The organism is Streptomyces sp. NPDC001852, from assembly GCF_042891825.1.
Taxonomy (GTDB): domain Bacteria; phylum Actinomycetota; class Actinomycetes; order Streptomycetales; family Streptomycetaceae; genus Streptomyces.
Map to the genome: position 1 here is coordinate 120778 of NZ_JBIATN010000018.1, position 24851 is coordinate 145628.

At 71.7% G+C, this 24851-nt stretch carries 20 protein-coding genes and 1 riboswitch; of the genes, 14 read left to right on the forward strand and 6 right to left on the reverse strand.

All coding sequences use genetic code 11. From position 1 onward, the window contains the following. The first annotated feature begins 131 nt into the window (after positions 1 to 131). The 3 genes from ACFYZB_RS28840 to ACFYZB_RS28850 all read left to right on the forward strand — a co-directional run bounded on the left by ACFYZB_RS28840 (position 132) and on the right by ACFYZB_RS28850 (position 2939). Positions 132 to 947, forward strand: coding sequence for an ABC transporter ATP-binding protein (locus ACFYZB_RS28840; RefSeq protein WP_388763632.1), 816 nt, complete (start codon positions 132 to 134; stop codon positions 945 to 947). Then, on the forward strand, positions 937 to 1815 hold the full coding sequence (locus ACFYZB_RS28845) for an ABC transporter permease (protein ID WP_388763634.1): 879 nt from the start codon (positions 937 to 939) through the stop codon (positions 1813 to 1815). The genes ACFYZB_RS28840 and ACFYZB_RS28845 overlap by 11 nt, the downstream gene beginning before the upstream one ends. Positions 1816 to 1880: 65 nt before the next feature. After that, positions 1881 to 2939, forward strand: a complete 1059-nt coding sequence (locus ACFYZB_RS28850) for an ABC transporter substrate-binding protein (RefSeq protein ID WP_388763635.1) — start codon at positions 1881 to 1883, stop codon at positions 2937 to 2939. A gap of 21 nt (positions 2940 to 2960) precedes the next feature. On the opposite strand, the gene ACFYZB_RS28855 is transcribed toward ACFYZB_RS28850, so the two are convergent. The 4 genes from ACFYZB_RS28855 to ACFYZB_RS28870 form a co-directional block, all read right to left on the reverse strand. Further along, a complete protein-coding gene (locus ACFYZB_RS28855) occupies positions 2961 to 3641 on the reverse strand; it encodes a response regulator (protein ID WP_351208970.1) in 681 nt (226 codons plus the stop codon). Continuing rightward, entirely contained in the window at positions 3638 to 5317 is a 1680-nt protein-coding gene (locus ACFYZB_RS28860; RefSeq protein WP_388763637.1) for an ATP-binding protein, read from the reverse strand. Before ACFYZB_RS28860 ends, ACFYZB_RS28855 begins: the two co-directional genes overlap by 4 nt. Positions 5318 to 5437: 120 nt before the next feature. Continuing rightward, positions 5438 to 6379 (reverse strand): sucrase ferredoxin, encoded by a 942-nt coding sequence (locus tag ACFYZB_RS28865; protein WP_388763639.1) that lies wholly within the window; start codon positions 6377 to 6379, stop codon positions 5438 to 5440. A 69-nt stretch (positions 6380 to 6448) separates the two neighbouring features. Further along, positions 6449 to 7726 (reverse strand): citrate synthase, encoded by a 1278-nt coding sequence (locus tag ACFYZB_RS28870; RefSeq protein ID WP_388763641.1) that lies wholly within the window; start codon positions 7724 to 7726, stop codon positions 6449 to 6451. A 113-nt stretch (positions 7727 to 7839) separates the two neighbouring features. On the opposite strand from ACFYZB_RS28870, the gene ACFYZB_RS28875 reads away from it, so the two are divergent. Further along, entirely contained in the window at positions 7840 to 9006 is a 1167-nt protein-coding gene (locus tag ACFYZB_RS28875) for a citrate synthase (RefSeq protein WP_388763643.1), read from the forward strand. Positions 9007 to 9071: 65 nt separating this feature from the next. Then, positions 9072 to 10184 (forward strand): CobW family GTP-binding protein, encoded by a 1113-nt coding sequence (locus ACFYZB_RS28880; RefSeq protein WP_388763644.1) that lies wholly within the window; start codon positions 9072 to 9074, stop codon positions 10182 to 10184. On the opposite strand, the gene ACFYZB_RS28885 is transcribed toward ACFYZB_RS28880, so the two are convergent. Further along, entirely contained in the window at positions 10181 to 12640 is a 2460-nt protein-coding gene (locus tag ACFYZB_RS28885) for a DNA topoisomerase (ATP-hydrolyzing) subunit A (protein WP_388763646.1), read from the reverse strand. The genes ACFYZB_RS28880 and ACFYZB_RS28885 overlap by 4 nt on opposite strands. A 259-nt stretch (positions 12641 to 12899) precedes the next feature. Here ACFYZB_RS28885 and ACFYZB_RS28890 point away from each other — a divergent pair, with 259 nt between their 5' ends. From ACFYZB_RS28890 to ACFYZB_RS28905, 4 genes are all read left to right on the forward strand, one after another. Then, a complete protein-coding gene (locus ACFYZB_RS28890) occupies positions 12900 to 14294 on the forward strand; it encodes a pitrilysin family protein (RefSeq protein ID WP_351208963.1) in 1395 nt (464 codons plus the stop codon). Further along, positions 14291 to 15679, forward strand: coding sequence for a M16 family metallopeptidase (locus tag ACFYZB_RS28895; RefSeq protein ID WP_388763647.1), 1389 nt, complete (start codon positions 14291 to 14293; stop codon positions 15677 to 15679). The genes ACFYZB_RS28890 and ACFYZB_RS28895 overlap by 4 nt, the downstream gene beginning before the upstream one ends. Before the next feature lie 217 nt (positions 15680 to 15896). Then, a riboswitch (cyclic di-AMP (ydaO/yuaA leader) is annotated at positions 15897 to 16060 on the forward strand. A gap of 12 nt (positions 16061 to 16072) precedes the next feature. Then, on the forward strand, positions 16073 to 16816 hold the full coding sequence (locus tag ACFYZB_RS28900; RefSeq protein ID WP_388763648.1) for a M23 family metallopeptidase: 744 nt from the start codon (positions 16073 to 16075) through the stop codon (positions 16814 to 16816). A 196-nt stretch (positions 16817 to 17012) separates the two neighbouring features. Beyond that, the gene (locus tag ACFYZB_RS28905; RefSeq protein WP_388763650.1) at positions 17013 to 17699 is read left to right on the forward strand and encodes a GntR family transcriptional regulator; all 687 of its coding nucleotides are present in this window, start codon (positions 17013 to 17015) and stop codon (positions 17697 to 17699) included. A gap of 149 nt (positions 17700 to 17848) precedes the next feature. On the opposite strand, the gene ACFYZB_RS28910 is transcribed toward ACFYZB_RS28905, so the two are convergent. Continuing rightward, positions 17849 to 18130, reverse strand: coding sequence for an HPr family phosphocarrier protein (locus tag ACFYZB_RS28910; protein WP_003993478.1), 282 nt, complete (start codon positions 18128 to 18130; stop codon positions 17849 to 17851). Positions 18131 to 18308: 178 nt separating this feature from the next. Between ACFYZB_RS28910 and ACFYZB_RS28915 the strand changes: the two genes are divergently transcribed. From ACFYZB_RS28915 to ACFYZB_RS28935, 5 genes are all read left to right on the forward strand, one after another. Then, complete coding sequence (locus tag ACFYZB_RS28915; protein ID WP_388763652.1) at positions 18309 to 21143, forward strand: GNAT family N-acetyltransferase; 2835 nt, start codon at positions 18309 to 18311, stop codon at positions 21141 to 21143. Positions 21144 to 21178: 35 nt separating this feature from the next. After that, positions 21179 to 21592: a hypothetical protein gene (locus ACFYZB_RS28920; RefSeq protein WP_388763653.1), complete on the forward strand. Its 414-nt coding sequence runs from the start codon at positions 21179 to 21181 to the stop codon at positions 21590 to 21592. 1 nt (position 21593) lies between these two features. Beyond that, positions 21594 to 22190 (forward strand): DUF5998 family protein, encoded by a 597-nt coding sequence (locus ACFYZB_RS28925; protein ID WP_351208957.1) that lies wholly within the window; start codon positions 21594 to 21596, stop codon positions 22188 to 22190. After that, entirely contained in the window at positions 22190 to 23380 is a 1191-nt protein-coding gene (locus tag ACFYZB_RS28930) for an alkaline phosphatase family protein (protein WP_388763655.1), read from the forward strand. The genes ACFYZB_RS28925 and ACFYZB_RS28930 overlap by 1 nt, the downstream gene beginning before the upstream one ends. A gap of 214 nt (positions 23381 to 23594) precedes the next feature. Beyond that, positions 23595 to 24245 (forward strand): thymidine kinase, encoded by a 651-nt coding sequence (locus ACFYZB_RS28935; RefSeq protein ID WP_351208955.1) that lies wholly within the window; start codon positions 23595 to 23597, stop codon positions 24243 to 24245. Positions 24246 to 24851 lie beyond the last annotated feature (606 nt).

The window sequence follows — 24851 nt, forward strand, 5'->3', positions numbered from 1 at the left end:
GTTGAGCCCGTGTTTCGGCTCCGCAGTTGTAGCGCGAGCAAAAAGAGCACAACAGGCTCTTGCGAGCAAAAGAACGGCTTGCGCTCACAAGACTCCTCGTGTGGCCGGGGCCACACCTACCGTCCCCGGCCATGAGCGCACACACCAGCCCCGCCATCGAGCTGCGGGGCGCGAGCAAGACCTTCAGAACCCCGTCAGGGGGACTGCACACGGCCGTGCGCGGTCTGGACCTCACCGTCGAGCGTGGCGAGTTCGTGGCCGTCGTGGGACCGACCGGCTGCGGCAAGTCCACCACGCTGACGCTCGTCAGCGGCCTGGAAGAGCCCTCCGAGGGCGAGGTGCTGGTGGCCGGCGAGCCGGTCGGCGGTGTCGGCGACAAGGTCGGCTTCGTCTTCCAGCAGGACGCCACCTTCCCCTGGCGCACGGTCCTGTCCAACGTCATGGCAGGCCCCCGCTTCCGGGGCGTACCGAAGGCCGAGGCCAAGGAGAAGGCCCGGGAGTGGCTGGCCCGCGTCGGCCTTGCCGCCTTCGAGGACCGTTACCCGCACCAGCTCTCCGGCGGTCAGCGCAAGCGCGTCGCCCTCGCCGCCACGTTCGTCAACGATCCGGGGATCCTGCTGATGGACGAGCCGTTCTCGGCGCTGGACGTGCAGACCCGGGCACTGATGTCGGACGAGCTGCTGGAGCTGTGGGAGGGCACGGGCGCCTCCGTCGTCTTCGTCACCCACGACCTGGAGGAGTCCATCGCGCTCGCCGACAGGGTCGTCGTGATGACCGCCGGGCCCGCGACCGTGAAGCAGGTCTTCGACATCGACCTGCCCCGGCCGCGCAAGGTCGAGTCGGTGCGCCTGGAGCCGCGGTTCATCGAGATCTACCGCGAGATCTGGGAGTCCCTCGGCGAAGAGGTCCGCATCACCCGTGAGAGGGGTGCCGCTCATGTCGCCTGACGTCATGCCCGAGGCCCAGGTCGCACCGACGATGTCCGAGCCGGCCGGCAAGACCAACCGCGCGCAGGCCCGGGCCCGGGCCGCGCGTCGGCACAGGGCCTTCGTCCTCGCCGCGCGGGTGCTGCTGCTGGTGGCCGTCCTCGGGCTGTGGGAGGGACTGTCCCGGGCGAAGTTCATCGATCCGTTCAACTTCTCGATGCCGTCGAAGATCTGGGACCAGATCTGGACCTGGGTGATGCACGGAACCGCCCTCGGCTCGCTGGGCGAACAGATCTGGTACACGCTGCACGAGGCACTGCTCGGCTGGGTCATCGGTGTCGTCGCCGGTGTGCTCCTGGGTATCGTCCTCGGGCGGGTCAGATTGCTCGCCGAGGTCCTTGGTCCATACATCAAGGTGCTCAACTCGATCCCCAGGATCGTGCTTGCGCCGATCTTCCTGATCTGGTTCGGGCTCGGGCCGTCCTCCAAGGTCGCCTCCGCCGTCGTGCTCGTGTTCTTCCCGGTGTTCTTCAACGCCTTCCAGGGCGCCCGGGAGGTGGACCGCAACCTGGTGGCCAACGCCCGCATCCTGGGCGCCGGCGACCGCCGTGTGACGCTCCAGGTGGTCATCCCGTCGGCCACCTCCTGGATCTTCACCAGCCTCCACGTCAGCTTCGGCTTCGCCCTCATCGGCGCCATCGTCGGCGAGTACATCGGCGCGACCAAGGGCATCGGCCTGCTCGTCGCGCAGTCGCAGAACACCTTCAACGCCGCCGGTGTCTACGCCGCGATGGTCATCCTCGCCGTCGTCGCCCTGGCCGCCGAGGGGCTGCTGACCTTCGCCGAGCGCCGCATCTTCCGCTGGAGGCCCACCGGTTCCGACAGATGACCGGCCCCTCTCAGGACAGCCCCCACGCCTTCCCCGCACCGCCCTCTCACAAGGACGTGAACCGCATGCGCAACACCGCCAGACACGCCTCCCTGGCCGCCGCCGGCCTGCTCGCGCTCTCCTCCCTCACCGCCTGTGCCAACGACGCGGCCCGTTCCACGGCCGACACCGGGAGCGACTCCGGCGGCGGCAAGGGAGAGTCCGTCAAGATCATGGTCGGCGGCCTGGACAAGGTCATCTACCTGCCCGCGATGCTCACCCAGCGCCTCGGCTACTTCGACGCCGAGGGTTTGAACGTCCGGCTTCTGAGCGAGCCCGCCGGTGTCCAGGCCGAGACCGCGCTCGTCTCCGGCCAGGTGCAGGGGGCGGTCGGCTTCTACGACCACACTCTCGACCTGCAGGTGAAGGGCAAGTCGGTGGAGTCGGTCGTGCAGTTCTCGCGTGCGCCGGGCGAGGTCGAGGTGGTGTCGAACAAGGCGGCAGGCAGCCTCACGTCGCCCAGGGACTTCAAGGGCCGCAAGCTGGGTGTGACCGGGCTCGGTTCCTCCACCGACTTCCTCACCAAGTACCTGGCGGTCAAGAACGGTGTGAACGTCAGCTCGTTCACGCCCGTCGCCGTAGGTGCCGGACCGACGTTCATCGCCGCCCTGCAGAACGGGGCGATCGACGGCGGTATGACCACGGACCCGACCGTCGCCACGATCCTGGACAAGAAGGCGGGCAAGGTCCTCATCGACATGCGCACCCCCGAGGGCTCGCAGAAGGCGCTGGGCGGGCCGTACCCGTCGTCAAGTCTGTACATGCAGACGGACTGGGTGAACGGGCACAAGGACACCGTCCAGAAGTTGGTCAACGCATTCGTCAAGACACTCAAGTGGATGTCCGCCCACGGCGCCGACGAGATCGCCGCCAAGATGCCCGCCGACTACTCCCAGGGTGACAAGGCGCTCTACGCACAGGCCATCAAGAGCACCCTGCCGATGTTCACCGACGACGGCGTGATGCCCCAGGGCGGCCCCGAGACCGTCGAGAAGGTCCTCAAGTCGTTCAACCCCAACATCAAGAACGCCAAGGTCGACTTGAGCAGGACCTACACGACCGAGTTCGTCGACGCTGCCAAGTAGCCGCCGAGCAACCGAGTCCGCTCAGCCGCGGGTCGCCCACACGTAACGGTGTTCCGGGCGGCCCGCGTCGCCGTACTTGAGCGTCAGCCGCGCCCGTCCGGTGCGCTCCAGGAGCTTCAGATACCGCTGGGCCGTCTGCCGGCTCACCCCCGTCCGCTCGGCGATCTCCTGGGCGGACAGCGGCCCTTCGGAGTTCATCAGCGCCTGGCGCACCAGCTCGGCCGTCGTCGGGGAGTGCCCCTTGGGCAGCTCCGGCTCCGACGGCGCGGACAGGGCGCCGAAGATGCGGTCCACCTCCGCCTGCTCGGCCTCGCCGCCGCCGTCCAGGGTCCGCCGCAGCCGGGCATACGCCTCCAGCTTGGCGCGCAGACCCGCGAAGGCGAACGGTTTCACCAGGTACTGCAGCGCCCCTTGCCGCATCGCGGCCTGGACGGTCGACACGTCCCGCGCCGCCGTCACCATGATCACGTCGGCCTGGTGGCCGCGCCGGCGCATCTCCCGTACCACCGCGAGACCGGTGTCGTCGGGCAGGTAGTGGTCCATGAGGACCAGGTCCAGCCGCGGCAGCGTCTCCACCTGCCGCAGCGCCTCGGCGGCGCTGTGCGCCTCGCCGGCCACACGGAAGCCCGGCACCTTCTCCACGTACGCGGCGTTGACCCGGGCGACGCGGGTGTCGTCGTCCACGACCAGGACCTCGATCATCGGGTCTCCTCCTCGGTGACGGCAGTGGGCTGCAGGGACCTCTCGAGCACCGCGGGTTCCAGCTCCGGCTCGGTGAGCGCCTCCGGCAGGACCACGGTGAACTCCGCGCCGCCACCGGCCGCCTCGCCCACCGTCGCGCTCCCGCCCTGCCGTTCGGCGAGCCGGCGCACCAGCGAGAGCCCGAGGCCCCGTTTGCCGTGCGCGGGCGGCTCCTTGGTGGACCAGCCGTCCCTGAAGACCAGCTCCCGCTGACCGGCCGGGATTCCGGGGCCCGTGTCGTGCACCCTGAGGACGACCGTACGGCCCTCGGTGCGCAACTCGACCTCCACGCGCGCGTGGAGTGTGCCGGCGACCGCGTCGAGGGCGTTGTCCACCAGGTTGCCCACGACGGTGACCAGACCGCGCGGATCGATCAGCCGGTCGGGCAGCCGGGTGCGCTCCGACACCCACAGCGCGACGCCCCGCTCGGCGGCCACGGTCGCCTTGCCCACCAGCAGCGCCGCGAGCAGGGGATCCTGGATCTTCTCGGTCACCTGCTCGGCGGTGACCCGGTGGTCGCCGACCACCTCGCCGACGAACTCCACGGCGTCGTCGTACATCTCCAGTTCCAGCAGTCCGAGCAGGGTGTGCATGCGGTTGGCGTGCTCGTGGTCCTGGGCGCGCAGGGCGTCGATCAGCCCGCGCGTGGAGTCGAGTTCGCGCCCCAGCTGCTCCAGTTCGGTGCGGTCGCGCAGGGTGGCCACGGCGCCGCCGTCGTCGGTGGGCATGCGGTTGGCGACCAGCACGCGCCGGCCGCGCACGGTGAGCAGGTCCGTGCCGGTCACCCGGCCGGCCAGGACGTCCGTCGCACGGCCCGCGCCGAGCGCCTCGTCCGGGGTACGCCCGACGGCCTCGTCGCCGATGCCCAGCAGCCGTCGTGCCTCGTCGTTGAGGAGGCGGACGCGCCCGCCGCGGTCGAGGGCCACCACGCCCTCACGGATGCCGTGCAGCATCGCCTCGCGCTCCGCGAGCAGCGCCGAGATGTCGGAGAAGGCCAGGTCCCGGGTCTGCCGCTGGACCCGCCGGGAGATCAGCCAGGCGGCCAGCGCGCCCACCGCGAGAGCGCCGCCGGCGTAGGCGAACAGACCTGGGATCGCGCTGATCAGCCGCGCCCGCACGCTGTCGTAGGCGATACCGACCGAGACCGCACCGATGATGCGGTGGTGGGTGTCGTAGAGCGGCACCTTGCCGCGGGCCGAACGGCCCAGGGTGCCCTGGTCGATCTCCATGACCTCCTTGCCGCCCAGGGCCTCGCTGGGGTCGGTGGAGACGTGCCCGCCGATCTCCGAGAGGGTGGTGTGCGACCAGCGCATGCCCCGGCTGTCCATCACCACGACGTACTCGGCGTGCGTGGCCTTCCGTATGCGCTCGGCCTCCTTCTGCACCGGGCCGTTCGCGGTCGCCGGCGTGGTCAGCACGCCCTCGGCGATCTGCGGGTCCTGGGCCGTGGTCTCGGCGATGGCCAGCGCGCGGCGCATCGCCTCCTGGTCCAGTTGCTTGCTCAGCGGCGCCAGGAACAGCCCGGTCGCGAGCACCGCGACCCCCGCGGCGATCGCCACCTGCATCAGCAGCACCTGCGAGAACACCCGCCGTGGCAGACCGAGGCGCAGGCGGCGTGCGGGCGGAGTGGGGCTCATGCCCACGACGGTACGTGGGGTGACCCGACGCGCCCCAGAGGGTGTGATGGGGATCTCTTGACCAGTTCTTGAATGAGTGAGGAGTTCTTGAACGAGCAGGTCGCTGCCGGAAGGGGGCGCTCAGCTCGCCGGCGCCGTCGGCCTCAGCTCGCGCACGGCCACGACGTCCATCCGCGCCGGCGTGCCGAGCGCCGTCGCGCCGCAGCTCTCCGGGCGGGGCGGCAGCGACGCCCCCTGCCCCACGGTCACCCGCCAGCGGCGGCCGTCGGCGTGCCCCACGGTGACCTCCCAGCGCGGGGCCGAGCCCTCGGTCCGTACGACGCTCAGCAGCCCCGCCCGGTACTCACCCGCCGCCGACCGGACGGCCAGCTCGGCCGCCTGACCGGGCCGTTCCCAGGCGGAGCAGCCGCGGCACCCCTCGACCACCACGCGCCCTTCCTGCGCGCCGTGCAGCGCCTCCTTGATGGTGTGCGCCTCGGCACGGCCGTAGGCGTAGCCGTGCGGCAGGACGAGCACGGTCGGCGAGAAGCGATGTCCACCCAGATGGGTGACCTCCCAGACTCCGCGCACCCGCGAGGCGGACAGTTCGGCGGCGAGGGGGCGGCCCAGGAGGGCGCAGCAGCGGTCGCGTTTGCCGTTGGTGCACACGAACGCGAGAGGGCCGCCGCGGTGCGGCCGCCCGCCGAGAGCGGCGCCGAAGGAACGGTGGTCACCCGCTCCGAGGGCGGCGAGGTCAAGGCCGAGCAGGCGGCGGGGATCGCGGGTCGTGGCGCTGTGCAGCCATCCGCGGCCCGGCACGGTGTGCGCGGCGTACACCTGGCGGACGGCGGGCCTGCCGGGGTCGGCGTGGCGTCCGGGGCGCCGGATGAGCGCGACGCGTACGCCGGTTCCCTCGGCGGCCGCCTCCAGCGCCCGCCCCACGGCGGGGTCCAGGTGGCTCGACGTGAGGGCCTTGACGCCCCACGGGCCGGGCTGCTCCAGCAGCAGCCACGTCGTCGCCGTGGCCGCCGTACCGGAAACCGGCTCGTCGAGACTCCGGGAGACGGTCGCGCACCTACTCACAGAGGTGAGCCTAACCTGACTCTCCCTGGGGCGACTTCCGGCCACGGTTGTGTCCTGCGCCGTCGGCTGTCACGCAGGGCCTCGGGGCGCCTGCTCCGGGAGCGGCTGTGGGGGCCGCGGGCCGACGTAGTGGCCCACCGGGCGCATGCGCAGAGGGCGCTCGCCGTACTCCTCCAGGGCGTGGGCGATCCAGCCCGCCGTGCGTGCGACGGCGAAGATCGTCTCGCCGGCCGTCGCGGGCATGCCGCTGGACGCGGTGAACACCGCCAGGGCCAGGTCGACGTTGGCGTGCAGCGGGGTGTGCCGGGCGGTGGTGGCGACGATGTCCCGGGCGGCGAGCAGGGCGGACTCCGCGCCCGGAACCCGTTCCAGGAGGCCGAACAGCACGCTCGCGCGCGGGTCCTCACCGCCGTAGAGCCGGTGGCCCAGCCCCGGGACCCGTCGGCCCGCGCGCAGTTCGTCGGCGATCACCGGGACCGCCGTGCCCTGGTCGAGCACGTCGAGCAGCATGCGATGGGCGTCACCGCTCGCGGCGCCGTGCAGCGGGCCCTCCAGGACGCCGAGCCCGGCCGAGACGGCCGCGTAGGCGTGCGCGCGGGCCGAGGCGGCGACCCGGACCGCGAGCGTGGAGGCGGCCAGATCGTGGTCGGCGAGCAGGGCGAGCGTGGTGTCCAGGACGCGCAGGGACGCCTCGTCGGCGGCGTGGCCGGTGAGCCGGCCCCAGAGCCGGTGGGCGAGCGGACCGTCGTCCTTGTGGTCGCGCCGGACCGGCGGCAGCGCGGCGACGAGCGTGGGGATCAGGATCCGCGCGGTGTTCAGCACGGCGGCCTCGGACAGGTCGAAGCGCAGCGGATCCTCGGCCGCCGCGGCGACGGCCGCCACGCGCAGCCGGTCGGTGGGGGACGCGTGCTCGGACAGCGCGCTGACCGCGCGGCGCGCGACCTCGACGGTGGGGGCGGGCGCGGAGAAGGAGACGCCCGGGGTGAGCCGGCCCGTCCACAGCCACTCCGCGACCTCCTCGTAGGAGTGACGCAGCGCCAGCTCGACGGCGTCCACGCCGCGGAAGTAGTACCGGTCCTGCTCGATCAATGTGATGTGGGTCCGGACCGACAGGTCCCCGCCGGAGCCCGGGGTGCCGGCCGCCTCCCGGCGGTGGCGCCGGGCGAGGGCCTCGACCTCCTTCGCCTCGAAGGTGCTGGCACGGCCGCCGGGCTCGCGTCTGCTGCTGAGCAGGCCGCGGCTCACGTACGCGTACACCGTCTCCGGCTTCACGCCGAGCAGTTCGGCGGTCTCCTTGGTGGTCAGCCTGCGCCCGGAACGGCCGGGAGCGGGTTCGTGATCGCGCATGGGGGTCACCGTAGCCGCCTCCGGACATGTTGATCGGACTGCATTGACTGAATCAATATTGACAAGGAATTAGTCAAGCATGGACAGTCGGGTCAAGTCCAGGGAGGAGAAACATGACCGTCAACAGGACCGCAACCCCGCTCATCGACGCACCGCGCGGCCTCGCCGGCGTCGTCGTCACCGAGACCGAGATCGGTGACGTCCGGGGACGCGAGGGCTTCTACCACTACCGTCAGTACTCGGCCGTCGAACTCGCGCGCACCCGGGGCTTCGAGGACGTCTGGCACCTCCTGGTCCACGGCGCGCTCCCGGACGCCGAGCGCCGCGCCGCCTTCACCGCCGAGACCGCGGCGCTGCGGAGACTGCCCGAGGAGGTCCGCGCGGCCCTCCCCATGATCGCCGCGGCGAGCCGCGCCTCCGGCCCGCTGTCCGGGCTGTGCACGGCCCTGTCCCTGCTGGGCTCGGCCCGGGGGCTGCGACCGGTGTACGACATCGACGCCGACCGGCGCCGCGCCGACACCCTGGCCGTCTGTGCGGCCGTACCCACGCTGCTCACCGCCCTGTACCGGCTCGGGCAGGGCCTCGCCCCGGTCGAGCCGCGCGAGGACCTCCCGTACGCGGCCAACTACCTGTACATGCTCAACGGTGAGGAGCCGGAGCCGCGGCGGGCGCGTGCGGTCGAGCAATACCTGATCTCAACCATTGATCATGGATTCAATGCATCAACCTTCACGGCCCGCGTCATCGCCTCCACCGGCGCCGACGTGGCCGCCTGCCTGACCGGAGCCGTGGGCGCCCTGTCCGGGCCGCTGCACGGCGGCGCGCCCAGCCGGGCCCTGGACACCCTGGACGCCATCGGCACCCCGGACCGGATCGACCCCTGGATCCGCGAGCGGGTCCTCGCCGGCGACCGGATCATGGGCTTCGGACACGCCATCTACCGTACGGAGGACCCGCGTTCGCGGATGCTGCGGGAGATCGCCCTCGGCTTCGGCGGTCCGCGCGTCGACTTCGCGGTGGAGGTCGAGCGCCGCGTCGAGGCGATCCTCGCCGAGCTGAAGCCCGGCCGCGAACTCCACACCAACGTGGAGTTCTACGCCGGCGTGGTCATGGAGCTCTGCGGACTGCCCCCCGAGATGTTCACCCCCACCTTCGCCGCGGCGCGGGTGGTCGGCTGGAGCGCCAACATCCTGGAACAGGCGGCCGACTCGAAGATCATCCGTCCGGTCGCGCGGTACGTGGGACCGACGCCGCCGGTCGCGGTGCCGGCCGCCGGCTGACGCGCCCGCCCCGGGGCCCCTCCTATCCTGGACCGGCAGCCGGTCCACACGAGAGAGGTCACCCGTTGGGGAACAGCCTGGCGAACAGCCCGGACAGCAGCCGCAGCCCGCAGCAGATCCCGGTCGTCGTGCTCGCCGGTTTCCTCGGCTCCGGCAAGACCACGCTCCTCAACCACCTTCTGCACCGCAGCGGAGGCAGCCGGATCGGAGCGATCGTCAACGACTTCGGGGCCATCGAGATCGACGCGATGGCCGTCGCGGGCGCCCTGGGCGACTCGACCGTCTCGCTCGGCAACGGCTGCCTGTGCTGTGCCGTCGACGCGGGTGAACTCGACCTCTACCTGGAGCGGCTCGCCGACCCGGGCACCGGCACCGACGTGATCGTCATCGAGGCCAGCGGGCTCGCCGAGCCGCAGGAACTCGTGCGGATGGTGCTGGCCTGCGAGCATCCGAGGGTCGTCTACGGCGGTCTGGTCGAGGTCGTGGACGCCGCCGAGTTCGACGACACCCGGGCCCGGCACCCCGAGATCGACCGTCACCTGGCCCTCGCCGACCTGGTCGTGGTGAACAAGCTCGACCGGGCCGCCGACGGCGACCGGGTGCTCGCTCTGGTGCGGTCCCTCGCGGACCGTGCCGCCGTGGTCCCCGCCACCTACGGCCGGATCGACCCGGAGTTCCTCTTCGACTGCAGGCCGAGCGGGGAGCGGATCGGGCAGCTGTCCTTCGACGACCTGCACGAGCACACCGAGGGCGACGCGTACGAGGAGCACGCCGGTCATCTGCACACCGGCTACGACAGCCTCGCCTTCACCTCCGAGGCCCCCCTGGAGCCCCGTCGGCTCATGCGGTTCCTGGACAGCCGGTCCGAGGGGCTGTACCGGATCAAGGGGTACGTCGACTTCGGGCCGTACGACCCCCGCAACCGGTACGCGGTGCACGCCGTCGGCCGGTTCCTGCGCTTCTACCCCGAGCCCTGGGGCGCAGCCGGCGAGCGCCTCACCCAGCTCGTGCTGATCGGTTCCGGCATCGACACCGAGTCCCTCGGCCGGGAGCTCAAGGGGTGCGAGAACGACGCCCCACACGCCGATGAACACGGCATGTGGGGCGTCCTGCGCTACGTCCAGGGCTCCGAGGAGGAACCCGTCCCGGAGCCGTACGAGATGCCCTACGAGGCCTAGAACACCGGTCCCGCGATCACCGCCACCGTCTTCGGCAGCGACGTGCCCGAACCGTCCCGGCGCGGGTCCGGCTCCGGCAGCTCCGCCGGGGTGCCGTTCTTCTGCGCCGCGCGCGCGGGAGTCGGGCCCGCCCAGGCCAGCGACAGGCAGTCCTCGCCCTTCAGGAACCGCTGGCAGCGCACGCCGCCCGTGGCCCGGCCCTTGCGCGGGTACTGGTCGAACGGCGTCAGCTTGGCGGTCGTCTGCACCGAGTCGTCCAGCGTGCCGCGCGAGCCCGCGACCGTGAACACCACCGCGTCGGCCGCCGGGTCGACGGCCGTGAAGGAGATGACCTTCGCTCCCTCGGCCAGCTTGATGCCCGCCATGCCGCCGGCCGGGCGGCCCTGCGGACGCACGATGGACGACTGGAAGCGCAGCAGTTGGGCGTCGTCGGTGATGAAGACCAGGTCCTCCTCACCGGTGCGCAGCTCCACCGCGCCCACGATCCGGTCGCCCTCCTTCAGCGTGATGACCTCCAACTCGTCCTTGCTGGACGGGTAGTCGGGCACGACGCGCTTGACGACGCCCTGCTCGGTGCCGAGCGCCAGGCCCGGCGACGACTCGTCCAGCGTGGTCAGGCAGACCACCGTCTCGTCGTCCTCCAGGGAGACGAACTCGGCCAGCGGTGCCCCTCCGGAGAGGTTCGGCGCGGTCGTCGTCTCCGGCAGCCGGGGCAGGTCGACCACGTTGATCCGCAGCAGCCGGCCCGCCGAGGTCACCGCGCCGATCTCCCCGCGCGCGGTCGCCGGGACCGCCGAGACGATCACGTCGTGCTTGACGCGCTTGGCGCCCTCCTGCTCCGGGAACGGCTCGGCGGTCGCCGTACGGGCCAGCAGACCCGTCGAGGACAGCAGCACCCGGCACGGGTCGTCGGCCACCTGCAGCGGCACCGCGGCCACCGGGGCACCCGCGGACTCCAGCAGGACCGTGCGCCGGTCGGTACCGAACTGCTTGGCGACGGCGGCCAGTTCGGCCGAGACCAGCTTGCGCAGCTCCGCGTCGGAGTCGAGGATCCGGGTCAGCTCCGCGATCTCCGCGGTGAGCTTGTCCTTCTCCGCCTCCAGCTCGATGCGGTCGTACTTGGTGAGCCGGCGCAGCGGCGTGTCGAGGATGTACTGCGTCTGCACCTCGCTCAGCGAGAAGCGCCGCATCAGGCGCTCCTTGGCCTGCGCGGAGTTCTCGCTGGACCGGATCAGCCGGATGACCTCGTCGATGTCCACCAGTGCGGTCAGCAGACCCTCGACCAGGTGCAGCCGGTCGCGCTTCTTGCCGCGACGGAACTCGCTGCGGCGCCGGACCACGTCGAAGCGGTGGTCGAGATAGACCTCAAGCAGCTCCTTCAGGCCCAGCGTGAGCGGCTGGCCGTCCACCAGCGCGACGTTGTTGATGCCGAAGGACTCCTCCATCGGGGTCAGCTTGTACAGCTGCTCCAGGATCGCCTCCGGCACGAAGCCGTTCTTGACCTCGATGACCAGGCGCAGGCCGTGCTCGCGGTCGGTGAGGTCCTTGACGTCGGCGATGCCCTGGATCTTCTTCGCGTTGACCAGGTCCTTGATCTTCGCGATGACCTTCTCGGGGCCGACCGTGAAGGGCAGTTCGGTGATGACCAGGCCCTGCCGGCGGGCCGTCACCGTCTCCACCGACACCGTGGCACGGATCTTGAACGTGCCGCGGCCCGTCGCGTACGCGTCCCGGATGCCGTCCAGGCCGACGATCCGGCCGCCGGTGGGCAGGTCCGGTCCCGGGACGTGCTTCATCAGCGCGTCCAGGTCCGCGTTCGGGTGCCTGATCAGGTGGCGGGCGGCCGCGATGACCTCGCGCAGGTTGTGCGGCGGCATGTTCGTCGCCATGCCCACCGCGATGCCCGAGGAGCCGTTGACCAGCAGGTTCGGGAAGGCGGCGGGCAGCGCCACCGGCTCCCGCTCCTGGCCGTCGTAGTTCGGCGCGAAGTCGACCGTGTCCTCGTCGATCGACTCGGTCATCAGGCTCGTCGCCTCGGCCTGCCGGCACTCGGTGTACCGCATGGCGGCCGGCGGGTCGTCGTTGCCCAGCGAGCCGAAGTTGCCGTGGCCGTCGACCAGCGGCACGCGCATGGAGAACGGCTGGGCCATGCGCACCAGGGCGTCGTAGATCGACGCGTCGCCGTGCGGGTGCAGCTTGCCCATGACCTCGCCGACGACACGCGCGCACTTCACATAGCCGCGGTCGGGGCGCAGGCCCATCTCGTTCATCTGGTACACGATCCTGCGGTGCACCGGCTTGAGGCCGTCACGGGCGTCCGGCAGGGCGCGCGAGTAGATGACCGAGTACGCGTACTCGAGGTAGGAGCCACGCATCTCGTCCACGACGTCGATGTCGAGGATCTTCTCCTCGAACGAATCGTCGGGCGGCGGGGTCTTCGTGCTGCGGCGGGCCATCGCTGCCGGCTCCTTGCTCAACGGATGGACGGATCTGACGCGGACCATTGTGGACCGAGGCACTGACAAGCCGTGCCACGACCCGGTCCCGGCGGCCTTCCCGGGCGTCCCCGGGCGGGTCCGACGCAGGCTACGGGATCCGCTGTGGGCGTACGTCCCGCGGGAACTTCGCCGACGCCCCGCACGCTTTGCATACAGTGGCTGGAACGGCAGGAAAACCGCGGTTTCCACAACCGCCTCCGCTCGCGAAGGGACGTACATGCCCATGGGTCACACGACCACAGCCGAGGCAGGCTCCGGGGGCCTGACAGCGACCGAGCACCGCCTGGCCAACGGTCTGCGCGTGGTGCTCTCCGAGGACCACCTGACCCCCGTGGCGGCGGTCTGCCTCTGGTACGACGTCGGCTCCCGCCACGAAGTCAAGGGACGTACCGGCCTGGCTCACCTTTTCGAGCACCTGATGTTCCAGGGCTCGGCGCAGGTCCCGGGCAACGGTCACTTCGAGCTCGTGCAGGGCGCCGGCGGCTCGCTCAACGGCACCACCAGCTTCGAGCGCACCAACTACTTCGAGACCATGCCCGCCCACCAGCTGGAGCTCGCCCTCTGGCTGGAGGCCGACCGCATGGGCTCGCTGCTGGCCGCCCTGGACGACGAGTCCATGGAGAACCAGCGGGACGTCGTCAAGAACGAGCGCCGCCAGCGCTACGACAACGTGCCCTACGGCACCGCCTTCGAGAAGCTCACCTCCCTGTCGTACCCGGAGGGGCACCCCTACCACCACACGCCGATCGGCTCGATGGCGGACCTGGACGCGGCCACCCTGGAGGACGCCCGCCAGTTCTTCCGCACCTACTACGCGCCGAACAACGCGGTGCTCTCCGTGGTCGGCGACATCGACCCCCGGCAGACCCTCGCCTGGATCGAGAAGTACTTCGGGTCGATCCCGTCCCACGACGGCAAGCCCGCGCCCCGCGACGGCTCCCTGCCGGAGGTCATCGGCGAGCAGAAGCGCGAGGTCGTCGTCGAGGAGGTCCCGGCGCGTGCCCTGATGGCCGCCTACCGGCTCCCGCACGACGGCACGCGCGCGTGCGACGCTGCCGACCTCGCCCTGACCGTCCTCGGCGGCGGCGAGTCCTCCCGCCTCTACAACCGGCTGGTCCGCCGCGACCGTACGGCCGTCGCCGCCGGCTTCGGCCTGCTGCGCCTGGCCGGCGCGCCCTCCATGGGCTGGCTGGACGTGAAGACCTCCGGCGACGTCGAGGTGCCGGTCATCGAGACCGCCATCGACGAGGAGCTGGCCCGGTTCGCCGAGGAGGGCCCCACGCCCGAGGAAATGGAGCGCGCCCAGGCCCAGTTGGAGCGCGAGTGGCTGGACCGGCTCGGCACGGTCGCCGGCCGCGCCGACGAACTGTGCCGGTACGCCGTCCTGTTCGGCGACCCGCAGCTCGCCCTCACCGCCGTCAAGCGCGTCCTGGAGGTGACCGCGGAGGAGGTCCAGGAGGTCGCCAAGGCCCGCCTGCGCCCCGACAACCGCGCGGTCCTGGTCTACGAACCGAAGTCCCCGGAGCCGGCCCCGGACGCCGACGTCCCCGAGGACCCGGAGCAGGAAGCCACCGTAGAGGCCGGCAACGAGAACGAGGAGACGGCCAAGTGACCCAGCTCGCCAGCATGGACTTCCACCCCCAGCCGCAGCCCGGCGAGGCCAGGCCGTGGGCGTTCCCCGCCCCCGAGCGGGGCACGCTCGACAACGGCCTGACCGTGCTGCGCTGCCACCGCCCCGGCCAGCAGGTCGTCGCCGTCGAGGTGCTGCTGGACGCGCCCCTGGACGCCGAACCGGCCGGCCTGGACGGCGTCGCCACGATCATGGCGCGGGCCTTCTCCGAGGGCACCGACAAGCACTCCGCCGAGGAGTTCGCCGCCGAGCTGGAGCGCGCGGGCGCCACCCTGGACGCGCACGCCGACCACCCCGGCGTCCGGCTCAGCCTGGAGGTCCCGGCCTCCCGCCTGGCCAAGGGCCTCGGCCTGCTCGCCGACGCGCTGCGCGCGCCCGCGTTCGCCGACAGCGAGGTGGAGCGCCTGGTCCGCAACCGCCTGGACGAGATCCCGCACGAGCTGGCCAACCCCTCCCGCCGGGCCGCGAAGGAGCTCTCCAAGGAGCTGTTCCCGGCGGCCTCGCGCATGTCGCGCCCGCGCCAGGGCACCGAGGAGACGGTCGAGAAGATCGACGCCGCCGCCGTACGCGCCTTCTACGGCCGGCACGTACGCCCCGCCACGGCCACCGCGGTCGTGGTCGGCGACCTCACCGGCGTCGACCTCGACGCGCTGCTCGCCGGCACCCTGGGCGCCTGGACCGGCACCCCGGGCGAGCCGCGGCCCGTGCCGCCGGTGACCGCCGACGACACCGGGCGCGTGGTCATCGTGGACCGGCCCGGCGCCGTGCAGACGCAGCTGCTCATCGGCCGCGTCGGCCCCGACCGGCACGACCGCGTGTGGCCCGCCCAGGTGCTCGGCATCTACTGCCTCGGCGGCACCCTCACCTCCCGCCTGGACCGCGTCCTGCGCGAGGAGAAGGGCTACACCTACGGTGTGCGCTCCTTCGGCCAGGTCCTCAGGTCCGCGCCGGACGGCACGGGCGCCTCGATGCTCGCCATCAGCGGCTCCGTGGACACCCCCAACACCGGGCCCGCTCTGGAGGACCTGTGGAAGGTCCTGCGCACCCTCGCGGCGGACGGCCTGACCGACGCCGAGCGGGACGTGGCCGTGCAGAACCTCGTCGGGGTGGCGCCGCTGAAGTACGAGACGGCGGCGGCCGTCGCGAGCACGCTGGCCGACCAGGTCGAGCAGCACCTGCCCGACGACTTCCAGGCGACGCTCTATCAGCAGCTCGCGGCGACGGGCACGGTGGAGGCCACGGCGGCCGTGGTGAACGCCTTCCCGGTGGAGCGCCTGGTGACCGTCCTCGTCGGTGACGCCGCCCAGATCAAGGCGCCCGTGGAGGCACTCGGCATCGGTGAAGTGACCGTGGTGGCGGCCGAGTAGCAAGACAGCGGCACGCGCGCGTGGGGCCCTGACGGACTGCACACCGTCAGGGCCCCGCTGTTCCACTCCCTTCCCCAGATGCCCGATTTGAGGCGGAGGTTGCCCGTCTGGCCTGTGGGATGTGCTACAAACGCCCGGATCCGTTTGGGATTCCGAAGCGGCCTTCCGTAGCGTCTTCCGGGCTGTTCGTCGGGCAGTGCGCCGCACCCGCGGCACCGGACAGCCATCGCCGAGTCCCCGTACGGCGCGAGCCAGGGGAGCCGGGGACCCACGCAGTCCCTGGGGTGAATCGGGCGCCCGCGCGAGCCGCGAGGGGGTCCGTAGGAGACCTTCCTGCTCCGAACCCGTCAGCTAACCCGGTAGGCGAGAGGGAAGGAAAGGACCAGCCACTTCATGGCGTTCATGTGCGCCACCGGGAAGCACCGCAAGCCCGGCCGGGTCAAGCGCACCACCGCTCAGGCGGCGGGCATCGCGGCCCTCACCACCACCGGTGTCGTCGGCGCCCTCGCCGCCTCCCCGGCGCTCGCCGCCGAGCACACCGTGGAGCAGACCGGTCTCACCCCGGTCCTCACCGTGAGCGACGACGTCGCCGAGCACATCGACGCGCAGGCCGCCGCGCAGAAGCGGGCCGCGGAGCAGAAGGCGGCCGAGGAGGCCGCGGCGAAGAAGGCGAAGGAGGAGCGCGAGGCCAGGGCCCGCGCCGCCCGGGAGGCCGAGCGCAAGCGCCTGAACGCCTTCGTCGCCCCGATAGCCGACTCCTACGTCTCCACGGGCTACCAGGCCAGCAGCTCCCTGTGGTCCTCCGGCCACCACACGGGCATCGACTTCCACGCGGCCGAAGGCACCCCCGTCCACGCGGTCGGCTCCGGCACCGTCGTCTCCACCGGCTGGGGCGGCGCGTACGGCAACCAGATCGTGATCCGCATGGCCGACGGCATGTACACCCAGTACGGCCACCTGTCGTCCATCGGCGTCTCGGTGGGCCAGCAGGTCACCCCGGGCCAGCAGATCGGCCTGTCCGGCGCCACCGGCAACACCACCGGCCCGCACCTGCACTTCGAGGCCCGCACGACCCCCGACTACGGCTCGGACGTCGACCCCGTCGCCTACCTCCGCAAGCACGGCGTGAACGTCTGACGCCGCATCGCACGGCCTGCGAAGCCCCGGCTCCCGAGCCGGGGCTTCGCCTTATTTCACGGGCCCTGACCGGCCCGCTGACCAAAAAATATCCATGGATTCCGGCCCGCCGTCGGAAATTCCGGCTCATTGGAATAGAGTCACGGAACACGCGTCCATCGTCGACGTTTCACGGGGATTAAGGCGGAGGTCGGTCATGCGTATTCCGGCGCACTCGGTGTGCACGGCCATCCGGGACGACATCGTCGCGGGTGTCTACGAGCGCGGCGGCCGGCTGACCGAGGAAGTCCTGGCCCGTCGCTACGGCGTCTCGCGCGTCCCCGTCCGCGAGGCCCTGCGCACCCTGGAGGCCGAGGGCTTCGTGGTGACCCGCCGGCACGCGGGCGCGTGCGTGGCCGAGCCGACCGAGCAGGAGGCCGCCGACCTGCTGGAGATGCGCATGCTGCTGGAGCCGCTGGGGGCCGCCCGGGCCGCCCAGCGGCGCACCGAGGCTCATCTGAAGGTGCTGCGCGGCCTCGTCAGGCTGGGCCAGGAGCGGGCCCGCACGGGCAACAGCGGCGATCTGCGCTCGCTGGGCGGCTGGTTCCACGAGACGCTCGCCCAGGCCTCCGGCAGCCCCTCGCTGACGACCATGCTCACCCAGCTGCGGCACAAGATCGCCTGGATGTACGCGGTGGAGGTACCGGCCAGCCCGGTGGACCACTGGGCGGAGCACGGCGCCATCGTCGACGCGGTGGCACGCGGCGACGGTGAGCGCGCGCGGGCGGTCACGGCGCTGCACGCCGAGCGAGCGACGGCCGCGCACCGGCTGCGTTTTTCCCGGGGCGGTGAGCGTGTGAGGACTTCGCAACACGCCGTAAACATGTCGGGTCTCCGGCATTAACATGGGCGCCGTATACAAAGAAGAGTAATTCGGCTGCAGTGTATTTCCGCTGCCCGAATTCAGGTGTGCGCGCAATGAGCCCGGAAAGGGTGGAGCCGCGCCGCCCGAAAACAGGCGACGCGGCTCCGGTGTTATCGCTGTGCCGGGGTTCAGACCGTCTCGGGCAGTTCCTCGAGACCCTCGGAGACCAGCTTGGCCAGACGGTCCAGGGCGGCGTCCGCGCCCTCTGCGTCGGAGGCCAGGACGATCTCCTCGCCACCCTGGGCGCCAAGCCCCAGGACAGCCAGCATGGAGGCCGCGTTGACGGGGTTGCCGTCAGCCTTGGCGATCGTCACCGGGACGCCTGCGGCCGTGGCGGCTCGGACGAAGATGGAGGCGGGGCGGGCGTGGAGGCCCTCGGCCCAGCCGACGTTGACGCGGCGCTCAGCCATGTGTTGCTGCCCTTCAGTCTTCAGGGTTGTCTAGACCAGTTTCCCATATCGTGAAGCATGCCCGGAGCGCACCGTCGTCCGCTCCGGTGTGGCGTCGGAACCGCGGCCTCGGTTCCGGCTTTCGTCCTCCACAGACTGCCCCGCGCCGTTGTCGGACGCGAGCCGTACTCTGGGGCCCATGCAGACCTCGGCGGACCGGCAGGACCGGCACCTCTACCCCGCCCACTGGGAGGCGGACGTGGTGCTGCGCGACGGGGGTACCGCGCGCATCAGGCCCATCACCATTGATGACGCCGACCGCCTGGTCAGCTTCTACGAGCAGGTCTCGGACGAGTCGAAGTACTACCGCTTCTTCGCGCCGTACCCCAGGCTCTCCGCCAAGGACGTCCACCGCTTCACGCACCACGACTTTGTGGACCGGGTGGGACTCGCGGCCACCATCGGCGGCGAGTTCATCGCCACCGTACGCTATGACCGCATCGGCGCCGACGGCATGCCCGCCTCCGCACCCGCCGACGAGGCCGAGGTCGCCTTCCTGGTGCAGGACGCCCACCAGGGCCGCGGGGTCGCCTCCGCCCTGCTGGAACACATCGCGGCGGTCGCCCGGGAACGCGGCATCCGCCGTTTCGCCGCCGAGGTGCTGCCCGCCAACACCAAGATGATCAAGGTGTTCACGGACGCCGGCTACACCCAGAAGCGCAGCTTCGAGGACGGCGTCGTCCGCCTGGAGTTCGACCTCGAACCCACCGACCGGTCCCTCGCCGTGCAGCGCGCCCGGGAACAGCGCGCCGAGGCCCGCTCGGTGCGGCGGCTGCTCATGCCCGGCTCCGTGGCGGTCGTCGGCGTCGGCCGCGCCCCGGGCGGCGTCGGCCGCAGCGTCCTCGGCAACATCCGGGACGCCGGCTACGGCGGCCGGCTGCACGCCGTGAACAAGGCCTTCCCGGAGGACCCCGGTGAGGTCGACGGGGTGCCGGCGTACCGGAGCGTGCGGGACATCGGCGATCATGTGGACCTCGCCGTGGTCGCCGTACCGGCCGAGCACGTGCCCGCCGTGGTCGCCGAGTGCGGGGAACACGGAGTGCAGGGGCTCGTCGTGCTCTCCGCCGGGTACGCCGAGAGCGGTCCCGAGGGGCGCGAGCGGCAGCGGGCGCTCGTCCGCCAGGCACGCGCGTACGGCATGCGGATCATCGGCCCGAACGCCTTCGGGGTCATCAACACCGCGCCCGGCGTCCGGCTGAACGCCTCCCTCGCCCCGGAGATGCCCCGCCCCGGCCGCATCGGCATGTTCGCCCAGTCCGGCGCCATCGGCATCGCCCTGCTGTCCCGGCTGCACCGGCGCGGGGGAGGGGTCACCGGGGTCACCGGTGTGTCCACCTTCGTCTCCGCCGGCAACCGCGCGGACGTCTCCGGCAACGACGTCCTCCAGTACTGGTACGACGACCCCGAGACGGACGTCGTCCTCATGTACCTGGAGTCCATCGGCAACCCGCGCAAGTTCACGCGCCTGGCCCGCCGGACGGCGGCGGCGAAGCCGCTGGTCGTGGTACAGGGAGTCGGTTCGGCGCCGCAGGGACACGCGGTACGGGCCACCCGGCTGCCGCACGCCACGGTCTCCGCGCTGCTGCGACAGGCCGGGGTGCTCCGGGTCGACACGATCACCGAACTGGTCGACACGGGTCTGCTGCTCGCCCGGCAGCCGCTGCCGGCGGGGCCGAGGGTGGCGATCCTGGGGAACTCCGAGTCGCTCGGGGTGCTGACGTACGACCGGTGTCTGGCGGAGGGGCTGCGGCCCTCGCTTCCGCTGGACCTGACGACCGGGGCGACGGCGGAGGACTTCCACGGGGCGCTGGCGCGGGCCCTGGCCGACGACACGTGCGACTCCGTCGTGGTGGCGGCGATACCCGCGATCGGGGAAGCGTCACCGGGGGATGCGGAGCTGGCCGAGGCGCTGCGGTCGGCGGCGGCCGCGGTTCCCGGGAAGCCGGTGCTTGTCGTGCATGTGGAGCTCGGGGGGCTGGCCGAGGCGTTGTCGGCTGCGGCCAGTACTGCACCTGCCGCCGTGGAGAAGGCACCCGCGACCGAGGGCGGTGCGCACCTGGTCCGCCCGGCAGAACCGCCGCCCACCGCACTGACCACCCCTCCGGAAGGCACCCGGCTCATCCCCGCCTACCCCGCCGCCGAGCGCGCCGTGCGGGCGTTGGCCGAAGCCGTCAAGTACGGGCAGTGGCGGCGGGAGGCCACGGACCCGGGGAAGGTGCCCGAGTACGACGACATCGACGAGAAGGGTGCCGCGCGGCTGATCGGTGAGCTGCTCGCACGCGGCGAGGGGCTGACGATCTCGGACGCGGAGACCTGCGAACTGCTCGGCAGGTACGGCATCCCCGTACGGCGCGCGCTGCCCGCGCCCAGCCCCGACGCCGCCGCCGAAGCCGCCCGCGCCCTCGGCTACCCCGTCGCCCTCAAGGCCACCGCCCCACACCTCAGGCACCGCGCCGACCTGGGCGGCGTACGCCTCGATCTCGCGGACGAGGAACAACTGCGCCGTGCCTACGCCGAGTTGACCGATCTGTTCGGCAAGCCGGAGGAGTTGCGGCCGGTGGTGCAGGGCATGGCGCCACGCGGCGTCGACACCGTCGTACGGGCCGTGATCGACCCGGCGGCCGGGGCCGTGCTGTCCTTCGGGCTCGCCGGGGCCGCCTCGCAGCTGCTCGGGGACATGGCGCACCGCCTCGTCCCGGTCACCGACCGGGAGGCGACCTCGCTGGTGCGGTCGATCCGTACGGCACCGCTGCTGTTCGGCTGGCGCGGCTCCACGCCGGTCGACACCCCGGCGCTGGAGGAACTGCTGCTGCGGGTGTCCCGGCTGGTCGACGATCACCCGGAGGTGGTCGCCGTCACCCTGGAACCGGTCGTCGTCGCCCCGCACGGCGTGAGTGTCCTCGGCGCCACGGTACGGCTCGCGCCGCCGCCCGCCCGCGACGACCTGGGCCCGCGCACGATGCCGGCCTACTGAGCGGAAGAGCCGACTGGGCGGACGAAGGGGGCCGCATGGAGATCGCCGGCCGCGAGCTGCCCGAGGGCGGTCGGCGGGACCGGGAGGTGATCGGCCGGGACGAGGGGGAGCTGCGCCTCGCCGCCGGGTACGACCTCACCTACCACCACGGTCTGGAGGCCGTCTTCGTCGCCCCGCTCCTCGTGTCCTGCCCGTTCGCCTTCCAGGACCCCGCCTTCCGCGCCCCCACGGCCGAGGAGACGGCACGGCTCGTGCGCACCCTCGGGGAGGCACCGGCCCTCGTGGTCGCGTTCGAGGCGGACACCGGCGGCCCGGAGCCCCTCTCCTGCCTGATCGCCGCCGAACGGCTGGAGATCCGGCAGGGGCTCGTTCGAAGACGGCCACGCGCGCGTGCGCAGGCCGCCCGCGGTCTGCGCGACTGGCCCGGACCCCCCTTGCCCACGGATTAGGATGGACGCCATGGCCAAGACCAGTACGACGACCCAGGGGCTGCGCGCGGCGATCGAGCGCAGCGGCTACTACCCGGCCCTCGTGGCCGAGGCGGTGGAGGCCGCTGTGGGCGGCGAGCCCATCCGGTCGTACCTGGTCCACCAGGAGACCACCTTCGACCAGAACGAGGTGCGGCGGCATGTGACCGTGCTCGTTCTCACCGGCAACCGGTTCATCGTCAGCCACACCGACGAGCAGGCCGCCGACAGCACCTCCCCGACGCCGTACGCCACCACCTCCACCGAGTCCGTGAAGCTCAGCAGGATTTCGTCGGTCGTGGTCAGCCGGGTGGTCGCGAATCCCGAGCAGTACGCGCCGGGCACGCTGCCCCGTGAGGTCGTGCTGACCATCGGGTGGGGCGCGGTCAACCGCATCGACCTGGAGCCCGCCGCCTGTGGCGACCCCAACTGCGACGCCGACCACGGCTACACGGGCAACTCCACGGCGGACGACCTCAGCCTGCGCGTCAGCGAGGCCGGGGACGGCCCGGACACGGTGCGGCAGGCGCTCGCGTTCGCACAGGCCATCTCGGAGGCGACCGCGGACATCGCCCGCTGATGTCCCAGCTCTCCGCCTGGGACCACCCAGAACCCCTCGCCCTGGACACCGCGCCGCTGCCCGAGTACGGCACCGGTTCCCTCGCCGACCTGCTGCCCACCCTCGCCGCCGGCATGGGCGTCCCCGGCCTGACCGCCACGATCCAGGAACTGACCGCGGCCGACCGGGTCTGTGTCCTGCTGATCGACGGGCTCGGCTGGGAGCAGCTGCTGGCCCACCGGGACGAGGCTCCCTTCCTCACCTCGCTGCTCGGCAGCTCGCGCGGCGGCACCGGCCGTCCGCTCACCGCCGGCTACCCGGCGACCACCGCCGTCTCCCTCGCCTCCGTCGGCACCGGCCTGCCGCCCGGCGTCCACGGCCTGCCCGGCTACACCGTGCGCAACCCGGACACCGGCGAGCTGATGAACCAGCTCCGCTGGCAGCCGTACACCGATCCGCACTTCTGGCAGCCGTACCCCACCGTCTTCCAGCTGGCCCAGGCGGCGGGGGTGCACGCCGCCCAGGTGACCTCGCCGATCTTCGAGCACACTCCACTGACCAGGATCGCGCTCAGCGGCGGCAGCTTCCACGGACGGCTGAGCGGCGAGGAGCGCATGGACCTGGCGGCAGAGCAACTGGCGGCTGGGGACCGCTCACTGGTCTACACGTACTACTCCGAGCTGGACGGCGCCGGACACCGCTACGGCGTCGCCTCGGACACCTGGCGCGGCCAACTGATGTACGTCGACCGGCTCGCCCAGCGCCTGGCCGAGCAACTGCCGCCGCGCAGCGCGCTCTACGTCACCGCCGACCACGGCATGGTCGACGTCCCCTTCGACGACGAGCACCGCATCGACTTCGACACGGACTGGGAGCTGCGCGCCGGGGTCGCCCTGCTGGGCGGCGAGGGCCGGGCGCGGCACGTGTACGCGGTGCCGGGCGCCCAGAACGACGTACTGACCGTCTGGCGCGAGGTGCTCGGCGAGCAGTTCTGGGTGGCCTCGCGGGACGAGGCGATCGCGGCGGGCTGGTTCGGTCCGCACATCGACGAGCGCGTGTACCCACGGCTCGGGGACGTGGTCGCGGCCGCCCACGACGACGTCCTGATCATCGCGTCCGAGCGGGAGCCGAAGGAGTCGGCGCTGGTCGGCAACCACGGTTCGATGACGCCCGCCGAGCAGCTGGTCCCGCTGCTCGAAGTACGCTCCTGAAGCCCCCTGCCCCGACCGTCCGCCGAAAGGTGCTCAACTCCTCATGCCCGAGCTGGTGTTCTTCTCCGGAACGATGGACTGCGGGAAGTCGACCAACTTTCTTGGGTATCCACCATCATTCGGCCGTGCCGTGTCCGGAGCCGTGTGCAGCGGCACCGCTGCTGTCCATGTCGGATAAGTCCGTCGTTTTGATGTGAAAGGTCCTGTTTCCGCCATGTCTGAACTGGCGTTCTTTTCCGGAACGATGGATTGTGGGAAGTCGACTCTGGCGTTGCAAATTGCGCACAACCGTTCGGCTCGTGGTCTGCAGAGCGTGATCTTCACGCGGGAGGACCGTGCGGGGGCCGGCAAGCTGTCGTCGCGTCTGGGTCTGGTGACCGACGCGGTGGAGGCCGCGCCGGAGCTGGATCTCTACGCGTTTGTGGTGGAGCGTATGTCGCGTGGCGGCAGGGTCGACTACATCATCGTGGACGAGGCCCAGTTCCTGTTGCCGGAGCAGATCGACCAGCTGGCCCGGATCGTTGACGATCTGGATCTCGATGTGTTCGCGTTCGGGATCACCACGGACTTCCGCACCAGGTTGTTCCCTGGTTCGCAGCGGCTGATCGAGCTGGCGGACCGCATTGAGACGCTCCAGGTCGAGGCCATGTGCTGGTGCGGGGCACGGGCCACTCACAACGCTCGCACGGTGGGCGGCGAGATGGTGATCGAGGGTGAGCAGGTCGTGGTCGGGGACGTGGGTGCGGCTGAGGAGGCCGTCGGGTACGAGGTTCTGTGCCGCCGTCATCATCGCAGGGGGATGACGAGCGCGGCGGCACGAGCGGCGGCTCTGTCGCCTGACGTGTTGCCGGTCACGGCGGGCTGACCATGCGCCAAGGTGGCATGGGGAAGCCCTTCGGAGCAAGAGTGCCTTTGTCGCGATACGACGTGGCTGGACGACCGGGTGACCGACTCAGGGGACGCCGGTCAGAGGACTGGGCGGCACAAGACGCGGAACACGGAACCGCTGGACGCGCCTGGACCCGGCGTACAGCCCCGACTCGTCTGTCATCAGGGCCCTGACCAGGGGAAACAACCTGGTCAGGGCCTTGGTGTGTCTGGCGGGGGTTCCCGGCTGTACCTGCGGTTTCCTGGGAGTTCCCGGGTGACCGTGCATGGGGTGTGCACGCTGCCCGGTGCCCGGACTTTGTCTCCGGGCTCTACATGCCGCGCCTGATAGCCCCCGGGGCGGTACCGCTTGCTCCCGAGGGCCGGCCGTATCCGCTCCCCGGGACTGCTTGCCCCCCCCCCAGGGGCGGCCGGACCCGTCCCCGCGGGATCTCTCCTCCCTCCCGAGGGCCGGACGAACTCGGCCCGCGGTGAGTGCGAACCCGGCCGGATCGCGGAGCGCTCAGGGCGAGCCCGGCCGAACCGCGGGGCGCTCAAGGCGAGCCCGGCTGAACCCGCGGAGCGCTCGGGGTGAACCCCGGCT

What these genes read in the sequence shown, in the direction of transcription:
- ACFYZB_RS28840 (WP_388763632.1), top strand. Translation starts at nt 132, where the DNA reads ATGAGCGCACACACCAGCCCCGCCATCGAGCTGCGGGGCGCGAGCAAG.
- ACFYZB_RS28845 (WP_388763634.1), top strand. Translation starts at nt 937, where the DNA reads ATGTCGCCTGACGTCATGCCCGAGGCCCAGGTCGCACCGACGATGTCC.
- ACFYZB_RS28850 (WP_388763635.1), top strand. Translation starts at nt 1,881, where the DNA reads ATGCGCAACACCGCCAGACACGCCTCCCTGGCCGCCGCCGGCCTGCTC.
- ACFYZB_RS28855 (WP_351208970.1), bottom strand. Translation starts at nt 3,641, where the DNA reads ATGATCGAGGTCCTGGTCGTGGACGACGACACCCGCGTCGCCCGGGTC.
- ACFYZB_RS28860 (WP_388763637.1), bottom strand. Translation starts at nt 5,317, where the DNA reads ATGAGCCCCACTCCGCCCGCACGCCGCCTGCGCCTCGGTCTGCCACGG.
- ACFYZB_RS28870 (WP_388763641.1), bottom strand. Translation starts at nt 7,726, where the DNA reads ATGCGCGATCACGAACCCGCTCCCGGCCGTTCCGGGCGCAGGCTGACC.
- ACFYZB_RS28875 (WP_388763643.1), top strand. Translation starts at nt 7,840, where the DNA reads ATGACCGTCAACAGGACCGCAACCCCGCTCATCGACGCACCGCGCGGC.
- ACFYZB_RS28885 (WP_388763646.1), bottom strand. Translation starts at nt 12,640, where the DNA reads ATGGCCCGCCGCAGCACGAAGACCCCGCCGCCCGACGATTCGTTCGAG.
- ACFYZB_RS28890 (WP_351208963.1), top strand. Translation starts at nt 12,900, where the DNA reads ATGCCCATGGGTCACACGACCACAGCCGAGGCAGGCTCCGGGGGCCTG.
- ACFYZB_RS28900 (WP_388763648.1), top strand. Translation starts at nt 16,073, where the DNA reads ATGGCGTTCATGTGCGCCACCGGGAAGCACCGCAAGCCCGGCCGGGTC.
- ACFYZB_RS28905 (WP_388763650.1), top strand. Translation starts at nt 17,013, where the DNA reads ATGCGTATTCCGGCGCACTCGGTGTGCACGGCCATCCGGGACGACATC.
- ACFYZB_RS28910 (WP_003993478.1), bottom strand. Translation starts at nt 18,130, where the DNA reads ATGGCTGAGCGCCGCGTCAACGTCGGCTGGGCCGAGGGCCTCCACGCC.
- ACFYZB_RS28915 (WP_388763652.1), top strand. Translation starts at nt 18,309, where the DNA reads ATGCAGACCTCGGCGGACCGGCAGGACCGGCACCTCTACCCCGCCCAC.
- ACFYZB_RS28920 (WP_388763653.1), top strand. Translation starts at nt 21,179, where the DNA reads ATGGAGATCGCCGGCCGCGAGCTGCCCGAGGGCGGTCGGCGGGACCGG.
- ACFYZB_RS28925 (WP_351208957.1), top strand. Translation starts at nt 21,594, where the DNA reads ATGGACGCCATGGCCAAGACCAGTACGACGACCCAGGGGCTGCGCGCG.
- ACFYZB_RS28930 (WP_388763655.1), top strand. Translation starts at nt 22,190, where the DNA reads ATGTCCCAGCTCTCCGCCTGGGACCACCCAGAACCCCTCGCCCTGGAC.
- ACFYZB_RS28935 (WP_351208955.1), top strand. Translation starts at nt 23,595, where the DNA reads ATGTCTGAACTGGCGTTCTTTTCCGGAACGATGGATTGTGGGAAGTCG.